Raw genomic sequence first — 19,396 nt, forward strand, 5'->3', positions numbered from 1 at the left:
AATTATCATTGTTTATCAATTTTATAATGCCTTTGCTCAAAAACAAGAGAACAAGTTTAAATTCAACCTATATTCTATAATTTGGGTCAAAGTGGTTTCTATATCTTTCCGGTTATAAAACAGTTTGCAGTTGTTTGAATCGGATTATGTTTCTTAGTTTAATAGCTTGTCGATTCAAGCCTTTAGATGATATTTTCTCTACTATTCATATGGGGTTGTTGGATGCTGTATTTCATTATCATTTGCTACGACAAACGAAAAACAAAAGTTACTCTTTACTAAAAGGGTAAGGTAATTTGTTTTACCTAAGGCAAAAAATTATGAGAATTAAACTCCAACTGGTAGCAAAGTGTATGAGCCTTCAGTTGAAAACACACGGAGAAGTACTATTTAATCGCTCTCAGGCCAGTTTTATTCGCTGTCCAAGACCGAATTATCATGACAGACAAAGCCAATAGTAATCAAAAGTTAAACCAGCAAATTATAGATCGAGTATTATTCTCAAATTATTAATGCATTAAAAAGAATCAAAAAATTTTATCTAATGACACAATCACAAACCAATAGTACCAAATCCTCAAAATACAATTTACCAAATATTATTACTCATTAAAATTAACGGTATTTCTGATCCGTATTCTATTCAACAATTTACCATAAAACCAACTTCTTATGAGTAAAAAAGAGCAAGAGAAGAAAAAGGCTGTCAATAAAAGCTCCCTTAAAAAGCAACTTCTGTCTCAACTAACTACCCAGATCCTACAAGTATTGAATACAAACAGCCAAACTGATGATTCAGGTAAGATTAGACTTAAAGACTTAAAGCTTAAAAAAGTTATTAAAAAAGCGGGTAAAGCGGCCCGTAAGCAATTCCTAAAATTGGCAAGGAAAGTGGAAGTGAAAAAAGTAGATACCCCAAAAGTGGTTATCAAAAAGAAAACCGATCTGAACACAACAAACAACCCAACAGTACCTGTAGAAAAAGACAACTCAGCAGAAGCTGAAAAAACAAGCAAACCAGTACCTGTTCAGGCAAATACAAAGAGCAAAAAAAGTGTAAAGAACAAACAAGCATCAAAAGTAGCTAAGTTCGCTGTTACTTCACAGCAAACTGCGAAGTCTTAAATCCCAAAAAGACTTTTCTCAAAAGATGTTTCTATAATCTGTCTGTTCAGCTACCAGTGATGTATACCATTCCCTCTAATCAAAGCCAATCCATGGCATGATTAGCTTTGGTATTCCAATATCCTTCAACTTTCATACAACGCTTAGAGCAAAACGATAGCTAAAAACACATAAATTATGGTCATCTATTATAACAAAATTTATAAACTAACTTTTTAATTATGAACGCTACAACAAGCAGATTATAAAAGTTTCTCAATGGTAAATACCTATTTTATCAGTCATCATTTTTGCCAACACATGTTTCTTAAGTCTTATAGAACTGTTGATCATATGGAAAATGATCTTCCGGAAAAAATTGTCTTCATTACTCAGTCCTCATTACTCATTCTGGCTGCGAGGTAATCAGTTAAAGTCTATAGGGATACGACAAAAAAGCAGACATTTAGCCACCAGCTTTTAGGAAAAAAAACCAAAGGCTACATTTGTAATGTAGAAGTTGGAAGATTGACTATCTCCAAACATGGTTTATGCACAAACAAATTTCAGACAACCCAATGTATCTTTCGTAAGGTATAGGGTTGAAGCAGAAAATGTAAACCTGTGTGAGATGATTTTTTGTAAGTGTTGGATTTAGTATAATAAGTCAGAAAGGATACGGCATAATGCTGTATCCTTTCTTTAAGAACCAAATTCGAGTATTGACAGGGACACAAGCTGAATAATGCCTGTTACAAAAGTATACAGCACATAAGATCTGCCATTTTATTCTTACCAGATAATCATCCTTATCAGATTAATCTTCAATTAAAGAATGGTATATAAAGATTGCCATCGGATGGAAGCCCAATACGTTAATCGAAACTATCTTCAAACAATATTTACAAAGGTGGATTTGCAAAGATAGATTTACTCTCTGAGTTAGTAAAAAATTACCCCAACTATCCCTTGCTGGAGAATTGGGGTAAAGCTGATGCTTAATTTTATTCACACTATTGCTCTATATCGATAGATATTTTTTGTTTATAAAAGGTCAAATTTTATAAACAATCCTACAAAGGCGGGATGATCCTTTGCTAAAGGATTATATTTACTAAAGAAACATATTGCCCGGTATAATAGTTGGTATTCACTTACCAAAGAGAGGTATTCAAACTTAATCCTTATCCAACTTGATACTTATCCATTGTACTAACACAATTATAGTAAAGTTTAATAGTAATAATCAACCACGTATTCCATTTCAATTCTTTTGTAGAAACCCTTTTTGAGAAAAGAGAACCTGACCATCCCCGCCTCCGGATCAAAAATAACCCTGGAAATAGCCTGAATGTAAAACTTTTCCTGCCCAATAGGTGTATAGGCAAGCTTGACCTGATAAGATACTTGCTTAATTGGAATGCTTAACAACCTACTTATCAAGGATGGTATAGAAGTCTTATTTAAAGGAAAGAATATTGCCTTTTCTCAGGAATGAGACCGGTTTTATGGATATAAAATATAGATTGCCTTTCTTTATAGCTTGTAAAAGTAAATACGTTCCGACTATTTATCTGGTAATGATTTACTGAATAATTTACTGAATAAGTTTGTCCATTGAGGTGTTGTGCTTTTAAGCTGTTCCCATAACAGTACAAACAAGCAAGCAAAATAATTAATCGTACTGGAAGAAACATTTCTCTGATATTTTCTACTAGTTATTTACATGCTTACACCTCGGTAGATTTCATTGGGTTTACCATTAACCAGTATTCCATTACGACCAGTATTCCATTCAATCCAGTACTAAAGGCTTGTCGGGCTTATAGTCCTGTAAACGTTTTAATCCCAAAAGGGATAAAAGAGTGAATAGACTTGATCAATGTGAATAGACTTGATGTCAGCCGTTTTAATCTTTACATCAGCTACAAGGATTCTATAGTGTAACCCTTACAGGTTATACTTCCAATAAGTATCCTCATAGAAGTATCTTCATAGAAAATCTTACAGGTGAGAAAGCAATGAATCCAGATCCGAAACAGTGATTAGTTGAGTTGGAGAAAAAACTTTATCTGTATCCAGCAGTAAAATAAGCTCTTTTCCAACTTGACAAGTTTCTTTGATTGGAGTGGCATTCAAGTCAATTCCCAGATCTGGTAATGGTTTGATCTGATCTTCGGATAAGTCAAATACCTCTACTACAGAATCAACAAGTACACCTATAGTATAATTTTGTTTAATTTTGCTATTGGCTTCCAGATAATGAACCGTTACAACAATAAGACAATTATTCTCTAAGCTATCGAAATCAGACTTCTTTATAGCAGGTTCATGTATAGCAGGTTTACCCATGACAGGGATTGCCAACTTTACATGCAAGTCAATTACAGGTAAGGTAGCCCCATCCAGATGAATGATCCCTCGAATACAAGCAGGTGTGTGTGGAGTATAGGTAACTTTACCAATTTGAACAATTTTGTTAACTCTCAACACGTTAATAGCAAACATCTCTTCTCCCAATTTGAAAGACAAGTACGAAGAACTTGATGTAAATTCTGTTTTCATAGATTAAATTGTTTTTTCACACGTGAACTTGTTAAAGAAGTAACAAACAGATATAATAAACAGGTATGTATATCTTTTATCGCTTTGTTATCGGCCAAGTTCAGCATCTGACAATTTTTTTTACACTGGCAAGTAAGGTTTCAACCTGAAAAGGCTTTTGGATAAATACCGTAACTCCTGCCTCGATGGCAGGCCGGTCTTGATTCGACTTGGTTGAGAGCATAATTACCGGTATATATCTGTAGATGGCGTGTGCTCGGATGGCTTTAACCAGTTCGATTCCATCCATATTAGGCATATTCAGATCAGTAATAATTAAATCAAAGCATCGCCCATCCAAATACGTTTGCGCATCTACTCCGTCTTCAGCACTCATAACCAGACATCCTGCTTTTGTGAGTAGTTTGTCAAGTAAGTTGCGTGAGATTTCAAAATCATCTACTATCAGTATGTTCTTTTTCATTTTAAGAAAGGTGGTTTACTTGTTTATCAGTTTTTTTTATTGTAAAAAGCATTCGGTTTCGTCTATAGCCCTCATAACCTTATTTGGCTATCTTATACTGTTACTTTATATCGTTCTGCTTGTAAGAGATAACGTATCCACACGTGCCTAACCATTGTATTTTCAACTAATTTACTTTTAAGTATAATTAATACATAAATTTACATAGGCAAGTATTTATCCCTAAATCAGAACAGATAAAAGAGTATGCAGCTTGATTTGTGTGTTCTGTCTTAGGTTCTTGCCCTAACTGGTACTAGTATTTTCACTAATACGTACTTATTTTTCACTAATACCTACTAGTATTTACAATAGTCTTTGTCAAGAGAATCTTCTTTGAGCGAAAGTTTGACACCTTGTCTGCTAGATTTTGGGGCAACGACAGAGAGCCCAACAGAGTTACTACTAGTAGCTATACTGTTTTTTGTGAGTTTTTTTTCAGGTTGGGAAAAAGTATGTTCAATTCTAAAAAACATCATGGCTTGTTTGAGTTGCTGAGCCTGTAAGGAAAGTTCTTCTGCGCTACTGGCCATCTGTTCGGATGAAGCTGCATTCTGTTGTATTACCTGATTGAGTTGTTCGATCGCCTGACTAATCTGTCCTGTTGCCGAACTCTGCTCCTGACTGGATGCCGATATTTCCTGCACCAGCAAAGAGGTTTTTTGAATACTGGGTACAAGTAGTTCCAATATCTTTCCTGACTTTTCAGCTGTGGTTACACTTGAACGCGAAATTGCATCAATCTCAGTGGCTGCAAGTTGACTGCGCTCAGCCAGTTTGCGGACTTCGGCTGCAACAACGGCAAATCCCTTTCCATGTTCACCCGCTCGTGCAGCTTCCACCGCCGCATTCAAGGCCAGCAGGTTGGTTTGACGGGCTATATCCCCTACAATACCAATCTTTGATGCAATATTTTTCATCGAGAAAACCGTATTATTTACAGATTGATTGCCTTCCTCTATTTGGTTGACAGCTGTTAAGGCAATCTTTTTTGTCTGCTGCGCATTATCTGTATTCTGATCGATATTCGAACACATTTGTTCGATAGAAGTGGATACTTCTTCAATGGAAGCAGCCTGTTCGCTTGCACCCTGGGATACTTGTTGAGCAGCTATGCTCATCTGTAAGCTGGCAGCTGCAATTGTATCTGCACCCTGCACGATACTTGCCATCATTTCCTGCAGGCGGATAACCATTTCACCCAGCGCTGTGTCAAGCTCACCTTCTATTGTATGATTGTGCGTTATGGTCAAATCTCCAGCCGAAACCCGTTTGGCCAGATCTACACTATTTTTCAGTTTTGCAATCATATATTTTATCTGATCCAGTAAAGTGCCTATTTCATCATCACTATAATCTTCTACTGTTATGGAGAAATTACCGGATGCCAAATGCGTAATGGCAACATATGCCTGTGTAAGAGATCTTTGCAATGAGGATATAATCCAGTAAATAATACCACAAGCTACTACTACACTGATTCCAATCATAACAAGCATATCTCTTTGGCCTTGTGTATATAGAGCTGCCGTTTCCTGGCTGGCATTAACCAATGCAGCTTCATTACGGTTCACTATTTTGTTCATAATGTCTGTAGCCTGATCGGAAACACGCCTGGTGACGGTTGAAGATAACTTATAGGCTGCCTGATTGCTTGAATCTGTATTCACAATATAAGCCAGATGTTTCACTCTGGAATAAAGCCGGATATAGTCTTTCCATACAAGCTGGAACTGCTCAAGCAATTCTTTATCTTGCGGACTGGACAGATTCTGCAATTCTTCAATCCGTTTATTCATTTGAGGTGTTCGGGTATCTATGTCCTCAAGACACTCTTCCATTTGTTCCTGGTCCCTGTTAATGATCAAATCCTTTTCCCGCTTGGTAATAAACTGTATATCTTCAGCAACCTTGGCAGAAAGGCTGATTAATCTGGCATTGACATGAACAATGTTGTCAACACGGGTATTAAGTGTGTTCAGGTTGCTGTTACCAAGAAAGAAAATGATAGCTGACAGAAAAAGAAGAAATGTAAAAGCAAGTATGAGTTTAATTTTAATTGTAAAGCGCATGGGCTAAGTTATATAGGGTGAACAATCAGACTTGTAATTGAGTAATCAATCAAGCAATCAATTGATTACTCAAAAATGTAGTAAGCCATAAGACTTGGGCTGTCAATGTTTGTCTGTGCCAGCGACCATATAGAATGAAAGTATATTCCTGTTTTGACCTTGTGCTCTACCCTGCTATCCAAAACAGGGTCCTAACTGATGCAATCGTGTCAATTTAGAAACTATACATTCTTGTATAGGCGACAAAATTCTTCCTGGAAGATTACAATGATGACAACTCAAAAGCTTAGACTCACTTACTACAAAGCTTTTAATTTATAGAGCTGCAAAGCAGTTTAGGCAAGCCAAGCGAATCAACTGATTCGTTTGTAGCAGAAGGACTTATAACAGGTCTGCTTGTAGAATGGTTTGTCCCAATTTGGGATGGTTGACAAAGTAAAACAGATCTGAGTAAAAGATAATAAAACTGCATAGAGACAAAAAGAGCGACAAGTTGCTTTTTTTCGTTTGCAGGGATAAGCAAAGAGAAGTACATATCAAAAACGAGCAGTTATCCAGGCATCAATCTGTTGAGTATCAAACTAGACTGGAAGAGTAAAGTAAATTCCCATGTTATATTCATCCCATTACTGTCTGCAGATTACCTGAAATATATAATATGATTGCAGGCAAGTCGGAATTTGATAGATGTATTTGTGTATATCTTTTTGTCCTCTTTTTTGTCTAAAATGGCATGCAAATAATTGAAAATTTTACCATTCGATTACAGATTTTACCTTTGCATTCATTCAACAGGTATGTGTATCTAACCCTAAATTGAATGTATACTAAATAGCCGCATAAAGTTTGCCCTACATTTTGGCTGTCTGGCTATACCTGTTACACTCCCTACAGCTGCAAAAAGTAATCTTTTGAACATTGATTCGTCGATCATCACTTACTATTCACTGATCATCACTTACTATTCACTAGTATGGAGCAGGGTTTATTTCGTATCTTCATTTCCTTTAAAAAGGGTAAAAAACACATTATCGTACCTTTCTGACTAATATTTTATACCTGCAATCACACGGGCTATGTATTGAGTCAGCACATAATCGCATTTATTGTCCATGTTTTACAAATAAAGTTGTTAATAGTTGCCTTGTCATCGGTTTGTGTAAGAACTGTCGCACTCTTGGAAAAGTACTTACTTTCTCTTTATCTAAATAGTGAATCGAGCTGCTTAATATATAAAGTATACAATTATTATTCAGCAAAGAAGGGTTTTCGGATAAAATGGAAAGAAAATCAAAGCCATTTTTATCAGGCATATCCAGATCCAAAAACATAACCTGGGGTTGCTCAGCCAAAGAGCAAGTGGAAAGAAATCTAATGGCTGCATCAACAGAATTATACACTATTACCGTAGTTACCAATCCAGAATGATGCAGCAATTTTTGGGCTATAATTGCATCTACCTCGTTGTCATCTACAACCAGAACAGTTTGAATTTTTTCGAAAATCTTCATATCATTTATTTTACAAGCTTGAATTATTAATAAAAACAGATGAATATTCATCTGAACTTTTTATAGTCAGAGTTAAGCTGAACAACTATTTTTTTGGCATTACATAGTATCCTGTATGTTATAGATAGTTACTATGGATAGCTTCTACAGATAGTCTTTTTCTGAATTGACTAAAGCATTTGTATTGTATAGAACACGTAAGAAACGGTTAACGGCCATGTAAATGAACGACCATGTAAATGGTCGAAATACCCATGCTTGCAGTAATAAATCACTGCATTTTCGATTTACTTTTGTGGTGATTTCTCAGAGTTAGAAATGAAGGGTATGCAAATTGATTGCCAGTAAGTTATTACTGCAAGATATCTCCTGGAGTAGTCTTTTTCTCCCATACACATTTACTCACCAGGCCTTTACTTATATAGAAGAAAACAATTATTATTTACTCAACGAAATAGAAGTGAAAGCAGGGAATTTGTTTAGCAGGCATTCAGCTTACTTAACTAGTGTAATTTCCAATTATTTCTTCTAGTCAATACGTTTGTGGGTTGCCAAATACTGACCAATTTAACGACTGACCAGTTTCAGGCTATAATAGATTTCCCACTTATCCGGGTTAGACCATTTCAGAATCTTAAAAGAATATGTTCTCCTCTGACCAGCCAGAAAATTTAAGTAAAGGTAGAACAGTAATCTGAAAAAGAGCAGATAGATAATTAGACAAAAAAGAAGACTTATTAAGTTTATCAACTTCCTATTTGAACATAGATATGTCCAATGTTTCACTTGCAAGGTTTCTGATCGCTTGCAGAGTGTTCATATCTAAATTCATATCTAAAACTTCTAATTAAGATTCACTCAGTTTATATCCGTCCTGTAAGGAAAAAAGTGTGACAGATAATTTTTTGAGACGTGTTCGGCCAAGCCAAACAAACTCAATACAAACTCAATGTCTCTGCATTTGTCTAGTTAACTAGAGATTGAAATGTAAAGAAGTTTTTTTTGCTTTGCGGCCTGCAGTTTTCCTACCAAAATGCCGTAAAGTACATGCAAATTTCCCATAAAGGAAATATGCTTAGACAAAACACTATGTATCTGCTTTCTGACCTCAATACTATCACACAGCATTTGTATTATCAAATCTGGTTGTTTTTGTGTTTTGACAGCACCTGTTCATAAAAATCTGCAAGTTCAAAATCTATAATCGATGAATCTAAAATTTTAAAAAGATGGTATACCGCAACCAAAGATTAACTCTGCAGACGATTTTGCAAGAAATAGAACAACAAGAAATAGAACAAATTGAAAGCGGAATAATTGATTTAACTATGGTTTTGTCACTTATTGACCAGGCTCGGACAGTTATCGAAACAGCGGGTAGTTCTTCCACAAAAGAAAGAGTTATCTTACACCTTATACAATCAAAAGAGAATATAGTCAAATACAATGAAGGCAGAGCGGACAAAGAGATGGATTTTATTGATATGACTAATGCTGTGTATGTAACGATAGAAGCATTTTTATATTTTCTCTAACCATAGGTTAATTAACTACCAAAGGTTGTAACCGCTGTATTTGTTTCTAGTATTGACCAGAGAAGCCACTAATTTACTCCCAGTTCACGAGCCTTATTTACAAGCCTTCTTATAGACAAAAGAATGGACATCTGTTGTTACAACATTACCATATAGATTATACAAATACCTTTGTGTCAGAGTGCCCTCCTCTAAGGACATATCTAATTATGTATTCAAACAAGTTGTGTTGTAAAAGTTGCTGTAACATACAGCAACTTTTCTTGTAATTATTTGGGTTTAAAGTATAACTAATCCGAAAGGTTACTACATTTTGTAGTAGCCTTTCTTTCTTAAAAGAACATCCTATTGAGAAAATGATAGCTTATCCCAGTATATTGTCGGATAAGTTATGATTTTAGATAAATTATCATTTGTGCCTGAATCTGTATCCTATTGCTACCTTTATCTGTTAAATATGAAAAGATAGAAAATGATAGTTAGGCAGTTACTCTACCATATATATTAGCTTCATACTCGCTGCTTCAGGTTTACCAGCTTATTGTGCTGATTGGCTTAACCCTAATCAAACTTCTCCTGGCGTTTTTGTTTCTATCGGTCATACCCAGTCATTCCAAATGACTATCCTATCCGACCTGTATATTCTTTTCGATAAAGCCTAATGTACCCAGATCTCTTTATATCCGTTGTCAGCTTACTAGTATGGGCTTGATATGAGCGTGACATAGTTCTTTCTTACTAAGGTAATCCATCGTATTAATCAGGCATATTCTGTATCTCAGACTTCTGCTTAACAGGAGCCCGATAGGATATAGATATAAATACCTGTAAATACATTGTTTCCTCTGTAGATACATTGGCAGATACATAGTTTCCCCAGAGATGATGTACTCTCTTTTGTCTATATACCGTGCTAACATCCTATCCCAGCTTGTTGGTAGATTTGCATCCTATTTTACTTGTCGATTCACTTTATATATGGATTCTATATTTTGTTAAAAACAGTAGTTTAACAGTAGTAATTTCAAGCGATCCTTCTAAGAGCTTCAAGCAGATTTACATTAATACAATAGTTTGGAGTAGTTTGAATCACTATGGAGAGAACAATTCTTACACAAGACCCTACCATATGATGCTGAGCGTTCATTAAATCTAGTAGAGAAAACGCTTAAAAAGGATTTCTGATCCTAAACGGTAGGGCGAACACTGAGGATTGATTCATTTGAAAGAAAATTGAATTTGCATCCATGATACAAAACCTTTTCAGCTAGAAATATTGCCGGCAAATACAAGCAAAGTCTTCAATAAAGGTATGATTAACTCAATGTTTGAATTTTTATGAGAAATTGAAATTAGAACTTTTGAAAATATAGCTAAATAAGATCGAATCCAATACCAAGTCTCTTCTATCCTACCATAGGGCAGTAAAGGGTCTGTTGATCGCACTAGCAGAGGCTAGTTTATTAATAATAAGGACAATTTTGAATCTACCTATTGATTTAGTATGAGTACAGTGCCAATAAAAAGGCAATCCTATCTTTCTTTTAACTTAGGTGAGGAAAAATTTGCCACTAATGAATTAAGAGTAAGAGAAGTATTGAAAGTAACCAAAATTACTATTGTTCCTGACACTCCTCCCTTTGTCAGAGGCATAACCAATCTGAGAGGAATGATTATGCCAGTAATTGATACCCGCATAAAATGTGGAATGGTTTCAGTACCAACTACACAGGATAGTTGCCTACTAGTACTGACAATTACAAAAAGCAATGAAAAGCAAAGTGAGTTTATTACCATCGGCGCATTGGTGGACTCAGTTATAGAAGTGTTTGAAGCAGATCAGCATCAGATTAAATCTTTGCCAATTATTAACTCTGAATACCAAGACAAGTTCATTCAGGGCACTTTCAAAATTGGAGATGACTTTATTATGTATCTGAATATAGACGAGCTTTTCTCCTTGGATGAAAAGGAGAACCTTTCCCATTTAGGATTACAATAAAAGTCTAAAACACCACTTAGATAGTATCTCAACTAGCAGAATTTATATAGTGTGGCGGCTACTCATTTTGCTGTATCAGATCAGACAATGCTTTGAAAACATCATATTTTGAATAGACAAGGTGTTGAATACACTTAAACTATAGTCTCTGTACGCTCAAAAACAACGAATCAGATCAGCACTGTTCAAACATGGTATTGACGATTCACAATAACACAATTCATTAAACCATAGATCACATATGATGAAAGTATCAGGTCCAGATTTGCCTTCTATACATACAACAGTGCTTTTGGTAGATGATGATCCAATTGATAGATTAATTGGGGAAACAATTTTCATTAAAACCAGGTTTGCAAACACTGTCATTACTCAGAATTCCATTGTCTCTACCGTAAATTTTCTTTCTGATCTAACAAATAGAGACCTTCCACAAGTCATGTTCCTGGATCTGAATATGCCTTTTATGGACGGATATGATTTTTTAGCCATTTTGAAAAACAATCCTTCTTTACTGAATGAAAATTGCATTTTGTATGTACTCACTAACTCAATAAGTTTTATTGATAAAGAGCGAATCACTCACTTTCCCAGAGTAAGAAAACTTCTAACAAAACCCATGACAAAAGCATTGATAGAACAGATTCTAAAAGATATGAAAAGACTTTCGCTCTCAGATTAGTTTTCTTTCTCCAAATACTAAGTCCTAAAGTGATTCTGGCTGCTTACATTAGTCCGGAATTTACGTTATTTTAGTTATTTCCACTAATTCCCCTCCACTGATTCACCTTCTCATCAATTTTTTCGGAACGGTACTCCACTAAAGAAAACTGAAAAATCTATCCGAGCATAATCACTATCACATTCTGAAATAATTTTGGTTAGCTCATCATTCAATCCTGACCAGTTTCACTATATATTTGCCACCTGAGCCAAATGTCCTACTCACCATAAGCGGACCAGAGATTTTTTGCCAGTAGATTTATCTGAACCATTTTCTTATAGACAACTTTCTTATGGACAAATAAGAAGACATCTGTATATACAGCTGTAAGTTTACCTGGCAATATGCTAGCTTTGTTAGGGAGTCCATACAGTGCATTTAGGTTACATTCCCAAATTAGTTGTGTTAGAAAAGTTGCTGTATGTTACAGCAACTTTTTTGAATAATAAGTTTGTAAGTACTAAGTTTTTGGGTATAAACTCATCTAGTTGTCTGTATTGACGCATCTAATAAGAACAAAAGACCTTTTTAATATAAACGATTTCTGATTAAATACTTACTATGATCAGGCATTCACAAGTAAATCTATTTGCTGCTAGAACGGAAAACGAACGCTTATCAAAACAAATCCTCAAATTGCGTGAGGAACTCGATTTTTTACAAAAGAAATATTCCTATTTACCATTAACTCCCTTTTCAGTGACTAAGTCTTGATTGCTTAAAGTCATTGGCCTCCCCCCATAAAAATGGACCTACGCTGCTATTTCATAGGGAAGTAGAAAAAATAAGTGATTTTACTTAGTGTACACATAAAGAAAATCGCCATGAAAACCAGATCATCTCAGATAAACAATCATCTCAGATCCAATAGTTTACTAAAGCACAAATCGCGTTTGCATTGAAGCAGGCCGAGAGAGGGGTCTCAGTTGAAGAAGTCTGTCGAAAAATGGGTATTAATGAACCGTATCTGGTTCACATGCCACATTTTATAACTGGAAGAAGAAGTTTGGTGGGTTAGGCGTTTCAATCTGATACCTTCAAAGCGTTTTGGCTGGGACCACATGGGCTTGAATTACGCCATCTGCGCCAATTGGAAGAAGAAAATGCCAAACTCAAGCAACTGGTAGCCGATGGATCATCTCTGATATGCGAGCCTGGACAAACAAATGCTACAGGATGTGAACGGATCAAAGATGCTCCGGTAAAAAAAATTTTTAAAACCAGCTTGACTTCGCAAAGTAGCTGCGTAAGCTGGGTACCCAAGTGATGGACGATGTTCTCACATACCCGTTACCGCATTTCATCCCGCAGAGCCTGTTCAGTGCTAGGCTTGCAGCGGTCAGTGTGGTACTATCAAAAGAAAAAACGCAAATCCGATGTTATGAAGCAGATCTGCTTTATTCACGTAGCAGCTAGACGATACAGTACTCAAAAGGCGGATCAAGGAGCGGATCATCTCTGATCCGTAGCAGCTGTGCGGATTAGAGATGGATATGACTTCGCAGAGATGCTGCGGATCTATACTCTTTTACGTCGTGAAGGATGGCGTGATAATGCAGATCATATCCGATCTGTTAAACGAGTGTATCGGTTATACAAGGAAGAAGGCCTGAATCTTCGCAACAAACCTCCGATCACAACTGAGACGCTCGTAATCGGTCAGCCAATCATCGAATGGAAAGGGTGATGCCGTTAAGAAAAAATCAGACCTCATAGTTCACTATCTGAGCTGAGACGCTGGACTTACACCCTGCCAGATAGAAGAACAATCGCAAGTGTTCAATACCACCGATTTTTCCACTTCTGACCGGTCTTAAATTTGGGTGGACGTCAATAACCATTTTTCTTTATTTTTCACTGGCTCACTTTATAGGGAAGCCTACATTACTAAAAGCTTGTATTAAACGCTGACGATTTAACTTATTGTATACCTTTAGTAGTTACTATTATTAGTTATTTTAATTAGTCTGTTTTGCGTGTTTTTTCAGCAAAGTTGTAGGGCAAAACTATTTACATCGTTAGAGCCCATAGTTACGTAACGAATATCTCTTCTTTGTCTATCAAAAAGCACTTTTCTGTAACCTGTTGTCTATAACCTGTTATTTGTAACCTGTTATTCTTTATCCATTAGAAGAATAACAGGTTATACGCTCTACATTCGATCAGTCAAAGAATGGATCGGCCAAAGACAGGTCAGCTATGAACTTTTCTAAAAAAATAGCTTATATGCGCTTTGTCAGGTTCCGCATCAATGAGACACTTCGACCACTTCTATTATAGTTGTAAAGAACTTTACTAATTCTCAAATGAATGGAGCATAGGAGAAAAGGCAATCACTTTAACTAGCTTTCCCTGAAAATCAAATACAGGTGAGTAAACTACACTTATCCATTTTTCTTCACCACTGTGAGTAATTCGGACAAGTTTACCAACTTGAGAGATGCCTTTTTTTAATGATTCCCAAAATTCACTATAGTTTAGGCTACGACTGTACTCACTCTCAATCAAAGATGAGTGATGGCAACCTCGGATTTCATTTAATTGGTAGTCAAGCAAGTTGAGAAAATTTTGATTTGCCGAAAGGATTATACCTTCATGACTGATTTCAACAGTAGCCAGCGTTGAATCAATAGCAGCCGATAACCCTAGTAAGTCCACTTGCTCCTGAATATCAATTAGTGTACCCGCAACCCTGAGGGGTTTTCCTGTTTCATCCCGTAGTGTATTACCTACTGCGCGGAACCAACGGTAATCTGCTGTACGTGTTTTTACCTGATATTTTATATCATAAGGCGTCTTTCCAGTAAAATCAAGCAAGTGTGCAGAAAAGGCAGTTAACGTTCTTTCTTTATCATCTGGATGCAGTAGGTTTGACCATGATCCGAGTTTATTGGGAAAATCGCTTACACTGACATACCCAAGCATTCTGCGAAAATTATCAGTCCATTCAAAATGAGTCTCATCGGTAAATTCTAAATTTGCCGGAACACGCATATCCCACAGACCTTCGGTGGTGGTTTTAGCTGCCAGATCAAACCGCTGGAGTAGTTCGTTATTTTGTTTCTGCTGGCGAGACATCTCATCTTGCGTTGAAGAAAGTTCTTCCATGTTCTGTCGAATTTCTTCTTCCGTAGCTTTGAGTTCTTCTGTTTGCTGTTGTGTTTGCTGGAGTAGCAGTCGAATTTTCAAATTGGTTCTTACACCGTTCAGCTCTGAAGCAATTACATTGGAAGCGTCATTGAGAAAGTTGACCTGATGCTCATTCAACGTTTCAAACAAGGCTAATTCTATGGCTCCTTCGACCTGATTTTCATACAAAAGTGGTAAAATAATCAAACAACTAGGAGTAGCCTCGCCCAAGCCGCTGGTAATTTGGGTGTATCCCTGCGGAATTTCAGTCATATAGATCATCTGCTTTTCCAGACAAGCTGCACCAAGTAATCCTTCCCCCCATTGTATGCGTGTATGCCCAAATTTTTGACGATCGTAGGCGTATGTTGCCACAGATACCAATTCCTGTTCACTATCGGAACTATTGATAATAAAGAACGATCCTTGATTAGCTCCCACATATTTAACCAGAAACCGAAGCACAGAAAAGGCCATTTGGTTTAAGTCTTCCTCTTTTTTTCGTAAAATCAGACTTAACTTAGATATGCCCTCATTATACCAGTTCTTGTTAGCATTCTGCACAGCAGACTCTTCTAAACTGTTTCGCATACGTATGAGTGATGCCACTACCGGACCATTGCCACCAAACATGTCTGCTTCCACACCAAAGTTTTCCTGTGCCACAGCTTCTGTAAAGCGGACGAGTCTTTTCTGGTTGTCTAGTAATACCAATAAGGCTCGTAACATGTCTGAAATTTCATCTTTTCCATGTACCATGTGAATAGAAGGTATTTCTCCTAAGGAAAGGCGTTGGAGACAATCTTTGGCATTATGTACAGGTTGAACGATTGATTGCGTGATTATTCTGAAGAAAAAAACGATTCCTACTATTGACAAGACGATAAAAATGGCACTTAACAGTAGAATTTGTTTGCTCTTATGATCTGCGTCTTTAATTAATATCTCATTTTGTCTGCTTAACGCCAGTTCAAGTTTATTTGACTGATCTGTCAACTCTTGAAACGAAGTAGTGTACTGGTCAAAAAGAAAGCTCTTCAGTTCAATAAAATTAGTTGTGCTCGAATCTGCAGCAGTTACTGACAAGACCTGGTCAAATTTACTTTGATTCAATTGTTGGAAGTGCTCCAGACTGATCAGAAAACTATCTCTTTGTTGCAAAAGATTGACAGGTAAATCCGTATATCCTTTAAGCCTTTGTATAAAACGAACCAGACTCTGATTGCGTGAAGTAAACCAATCGACAAGTTTGACAGAGTTTACCGGATCAGTTTCCGAGCTTATAATAAAAGCAAAACCAAAATCGCCTCGCATCGAGTTGTACATACCTCTGATTTCGGAAATGTCTCTGCTAAAACTTCCATAAGAGATAATATGTTGTCTGAGTTGTTGATTGCGTACAGACATATGATAAAGTAGCATTCCGATTACGCAGAAAAAGAAAAGGGTAATAAATAGTGTTATAGAAAGCCGACGGGCCACAGTAAAGCGTTGGAGAAACTCTCTCATAATAGAAATTTGAATGGAAACTAATTTGAATGGAAACTAATTTGAATGGAAACTAAGTAAACTATTTCCGAATAGGTACCTGACCCGGTAGAGGATTACCATCCTTAGAGTGCAAACTCAGTAAAAAAGGATTGACTTTGTAAATACAGATAATGCTATAAGGGAAATTATGTTTAATTTTTAAACTGTCTTATCTATACTGGATAGACAAAAGATTTCGGTAAGTGGAAGGGTGAGGCAAAGTTATGGGTAAGTTAGTGTAGAAGGTTAATTCTGGCCATAGACAAAAAAGGAGACATTGACGTGGGATTAAGTTGAAATAGTCCCCTTTTTTGAGACTGTTCCCAATAGTAGGCGCAATATAACACAGTGAAATCTGGCACAATAAAACTGTACGCACACTTTGAAATTGGTCTTCAATTACATACATCTTCCCCATTTTTATCTGGACAGGTAATCGGGTCTACGGGATAAGTCTTCCAATCCCTTCTACTGCTCTGGTTTGACCCATCGCTGTAAGGTTAAACGGGCGATGCTAAATTTTTGGGTGGATTTGCTGGCAGAGCCTAGCTGCTGGTATCTTCTAGCTGCTGGTAGACTTTGAGCCAATATCGACGGCTACTACCTTGTGAGCTTTGGATTGGATAGACGAGTCAATAGTAGGAGAACAGAAAATAAAAGGTGCTAAAAGCAAAAAAGTGGTGTACTTATGGACAACTCGATCGAGTTACTTATAAGTACACCACTATAATAGCAATAATTTAAAATTTTTAAAAGGAAATTAACTATAGTACATCTTTTGAACCTTTACTCTTTATCTATCAGGAAGCAATGTTTTGAGTCGGTTTATAAACGTATGAGATTTATTTCACTTTTGAAATTAGCCCTATATTTTAAATAGCACTATGTCACAATCATACAAATGCTATGACAAGTTTTGTATCCCATTCTCAGAACTATCTTAATTCAACTATAAATGTTGTTCCCAATCCAACTACGGATTTCACATGTATAGAGCCACCTAAAGCAGTCACTGTTTCCTTTACAATGTAAAGGCCTAGTCCAGATCCCACTGATTTGTGAGAAACCTTAAAAAACATATCAAAAATCCGGCTCAGATATTCTGGTTCTATTCCAATACCATTATCAGTAATAGTAATCTTTGCCTTATCATCATTGACAACAACTGTTATTTCTACAAAAGAGGCCACTTGTAAGGAACGATACCGTACAGCATTAGACAACAGATTACCAATCACTGACCTCACTCTTTCTTCATCACTATAGAAGGCTTTATCCTGGATAATAGTTACTTTAAAGTCAATACTTTGTGCATTTTTAGCAAATCGCAATGACTCTATTAATTCATTAACTATTTCTGAAAAATACAATGGCTGATTTCTGATTTCAAGTTTTCTATTCTTGGCGTATTGAGTAATGTCAATTAATAACTGATCTAACTTATGTACACTCTTACCAATCATTGCTATATACTCCTCCCGTTCTGATTCATCTTCCTCCGTCTGAAATAATTCGACCAACCCCAATACAGATGCTAGCGGAGCTCGCATATCATGTGAAGACCGATAGATAAAATGATCCAGTTCATGATTTAACTTGGTAAGAATCGCATTTGTCTCACTAAGATTTTTTTCATAGTTTTTACGCTCAGAAATATCTAAAACAGAAAAGGCTACATTATGTATTTCGCCTCTTTTGTTTACAACAGGAACAAAATTCAAACTCATCCAGGTAGGAACATTTCCCATCATCACCAACATATCTTTTTGAATAGTCTGGCCAGAAAATGCTTTATCCAAAGCATCTGCTTCCATTTCCCGATTTTGTGGATTTCCATAATCTGGATAATTACCTCCTATCTGCAACGTGTTTCCATATACAGTTTGACAATAATCAAAAAACCGCCGATTAAAAAGTTCTATCTTCCTCTCCTTGTTAATCAGCATCAACATCTGATTGTTACTATCCAAGACTGATTTTAGCTTTTCCTGCTCATGTACGATAGAACTCGTCCGTATTTGTTGCAGGATCAAATACACAAATACGATTGTAATACACAATGATGTAACCATGCAAAAAATAAAAAGTCCGTGCAGCGTTTCATAACCATGTTTTTTTGAATAATAGAGTGAATGGTATGTCAATTCCATTACTCCCCATCCTGCAATTGTGACTAGCAGATGGCAAATTATAAAGAGTTTATTTTTATAGGAAAAGGTGGAAAAGATTGCAAATACCAATGGAAAATAAAAGAAATATACGCCAGCCTGTATACCATACCGAGCATCATGTACAAAAATAAGTGCGTTAATAATCAGAATAGATAATGTCGAAGTAAAGGTATAATACCCTTCATCCTGAACACACAAAATCCATAAAAAAATACAAAGGCCCATCAGGATTGCATATCCCAACATATATTCGGCAACTATAAAATCAAGAATAGCAGCTAGTAAGAAAACACCTGTACAAACTAAAGTAAACTGAAATGTTATAATGGTTCTGAATTGGTTACCTGCTCGCTTCTGTGAAGGAATAGGATGTCCAAAGAAATTTCTCAGGAAGAAATCAAATGTATGAAAATGAGACATTCGGATAGGGTGAATCTAACTATTTAAGAAATATAGGATTTTTTTACGTTTTTGCACAAGATGACTATCCTCACACAACTACGCTATTTCAATAGTAATCTGTAGGGTCGTGCTCTCAGGGTCAGGGTTGT

11 protein-coding genes and 1 pseudogene are annotated in these 19,396 nt (G+C 36.2%); 6 read left to right on the top strand and 6 right to left on the bottom strand.

Annotated features, from left to right (window positions below):
* The first annotated feature begins 768 nt into the window (after positions 1-768).
* The gene (locus tag QNI22_RS38440; protein ID WP_314519705.1) at positions 769-1,125 is read left to right on the top strand and encodes a hypothetical protein; all 357 of its coding nucleotides are present in this window, start codon (positions 769-771) and stop codon (positions 1,123-1,125) included.
* 1,983 nt (positions 1,126-3,108) lie between these two features.
* Here the strand turns inward: QNI22_RS38440 and QNI22_RS38445 are convergent.
* The 4 genes from QNI22_RS38445 to QNI22_RS38460 all read right to left on the bottom strand — a co-directional run bounded on the left by QNI22_RS38445 (position 3,109) and on the right by QNI22_RS38460 (position 7,805).
* Positions 3,109-3,669 carry a chemotaxis protein CheW gene (locus QNI22_RS38445; protein ID WP_314519706.1) on the bottom strand — a complete coding sequence of 187 codons (561 nt, stop codon included), beginning with the start codon at positions 3,667-3,669 and terminating at the stop codon, positions 3,109-3,111.
* 100 nt (positions 3,670-3,769) lie between these two features.
* Positions 3,770-4,132 (bottom strand): response regulator, encoded by a 363-nt coding sequence (locus QNI22_RS38450; protein ID WP_314519708.1) that lies wholly within the window; start codon positions 4,130-4,132, stop codon positions 3,770-3,772.
* Positions 4,133-4,470: 338 nt separating this feature from the next.
* Positions 4,471-6,243, bottom strand: coding sequence for a methyl-accepting chemotaxis protein (locus QNI22_RS38455; RefSeq protein ID WP_314519711.1), 1,773 nt, complete (start codon positions 6,241-6,243; stop codon positions 4,471-4,473).
* A 1,103-nt stretch (positions 6,244-7,346) separates the two neighbouring features.
* Entirely contained in the window at positions 7,347-7,805 is a 459-nt protein-coding gene (locus QNI22_RS38460) for a response regulator (protein ID WP_314519712.1), read from the bottom strand.
* 1,217 nt (positions 7,806-9,022) lie between these two features.
* On the opposite strand from QNI22_RS38460, the gene QNI22_RS38465 reads away from it, so the two are divergent.
* The 5 genes and pseudogenes from QNI22_RS38465 to QNI22_RS40470 all read left to right on the top strand — a co-directional run bounded on the left by QNI22_RS38465 (position 9,023) and on the right by QNI22_RS40470 (position 13,702).
* A complete protein-coding gene (locus QNI22_RS38465) occupies positions 9,023-9,289 on the top strand; it encodes a hypothetical protein (RefSeq protein WP_313989547.1) in 267 nt (88 codons plus the stop codon).
* 1,504 nt (positions 9,290-10,793) lie between these two features.
* Complete coding sequence (locus QNI22_RS38470; RefSeq protein WP_313989548.1) at positions 10,794-11,291, top strand: chemotaxis protein CheW; 498 nt, start codon at positions 10,794-10,796, stop codon at positions 11,289-11,291.
* 241 nt (positions 11,292-11,532) lie between these two features.
* Positions 11,533-11,973 carry a response regulator gene (locus tag QNI22_RS38475; protein ID WP_314519715.1) on the top strand — a complete coding sequence of 147 codons (441 nt, stop codon included), beginning with the start codon at positions 11,533-11,535 and terminating at the stop codon, positions 11,971-11,973.
* Positions 11,974-12,901: 928 nt separating this feature from the next.
* Positions 12,902-13,217 (top strand): annotated as a pseudogene (locus tag QNI22_RS40465) (transposase); the annotation flags it as partial.
* A gap of 272 nt (positions 13,218-13,489) precedes the next feature.
* Positions 13,490-13,702, top strand: coding sequence for a hypothetical protein (locus QNI22_RS40470; protein ID WP_419836274.1), 213 nt, complete (start codon positions 13,490-13,492; stop codon positions 13,700-13,702).
* 608 nt (positions 13,703-14,310) lie between these two features.
* Here the strand turns inward: QNI22_RS40470 and QNI22_RS38485 are convergent.
* Positions 14,311-16,653, bottom strand: a complete 2,343-nt coding sequence (locus QNI22_RS38485; RefSeq protein WP_314519720.1) for a PAS domain-containing protein — start codon at positions 16,651-16,653, stop codon at positions 14,311-14,313.
* A gap of 956 nt (positions 16,654-17,609) precedes the next feature.
* The gene (locus tag QNI22_RS38490; protein ID WP_314519723.1) at positions 17,610-19,265 is read right to left on the bottom strand and encodes a PAS domain-containing sensor histidine kinase; all 1,656 of its coding nucleotides are present in this window, start codon (positions 19,263-19,265) and stop codon (positions 17,610-17,612) included.
* Between the last annotated feature and the right edge of the window lie 131 nt (positions 19,266-19,396).

Origin of the sequence: Xanthocytophaga agilis (assembly GCF_030068605.1) — a bacterium.
In the GTDB taxonomy this organism is placed as follows: Bacteria; Bacteroidota; Bacteroidia; order Cytophagales; family 172606-1; genus Xanthocytophaga; species Xanthocytophaga agilis.

Coding starts and splice junctions, on each gene's coding strand:
- QNI22_RS38450 (WP_314519708.1), bottom strand. CDS start 4,132: ATGAAAAAGAACATACTGATAGTAGATGATTTTGAAATCTCACGCAAC.
- QNI22_RS38490 (WP_314519723.1), bottom strand. CDS start 19,265: ATGTCTCATTTTCATACATTTGATTTCTTCCTGAGAAATTTCTTTGGA.
- QNI22_RS38460 (WP_314519712.1), bottom strand. CDS start 7,805: ATGAATATTCATCTGTTTTTATTAATAATTCAAGCTTGTAAAATAAAT.
- QNI22_RS38485 (WP_314519720.1), bottom strand. CDS start 16,653: ATGAGAGAGTTTCTCCAACGCTTTACTGTGGCCCGTCGGCTTTCTATA.
- QNI22_RS38475 (WP_314519715.1), top strand. CDS start 11,533: ATGATGAAAGTATCAGGTCCAGATTTGCCTTCTATACATACAACAGTG.
- QNI22_RS38455 (WP_314519711.1), bottom strand. CDS start 6,243: ATGCGCTTTACAATTAAAATTAAACTCATACTTGCTTTTACATTTCTT.
- QNI22_RS38445 (WP_314519706.1), bottom strand. CDS start 3,669: ATGAAAACAGAATTTACATCAAGTTCTTCGTACTTGTCTTTCAAATTG.
- QNI22_RS38470 (WP_313989548.1), top strand. CDS start 10,794: ATGAGTACAGTGCCAATAAAAAGGCAATCCTATCTTTCTTTTAACTTA.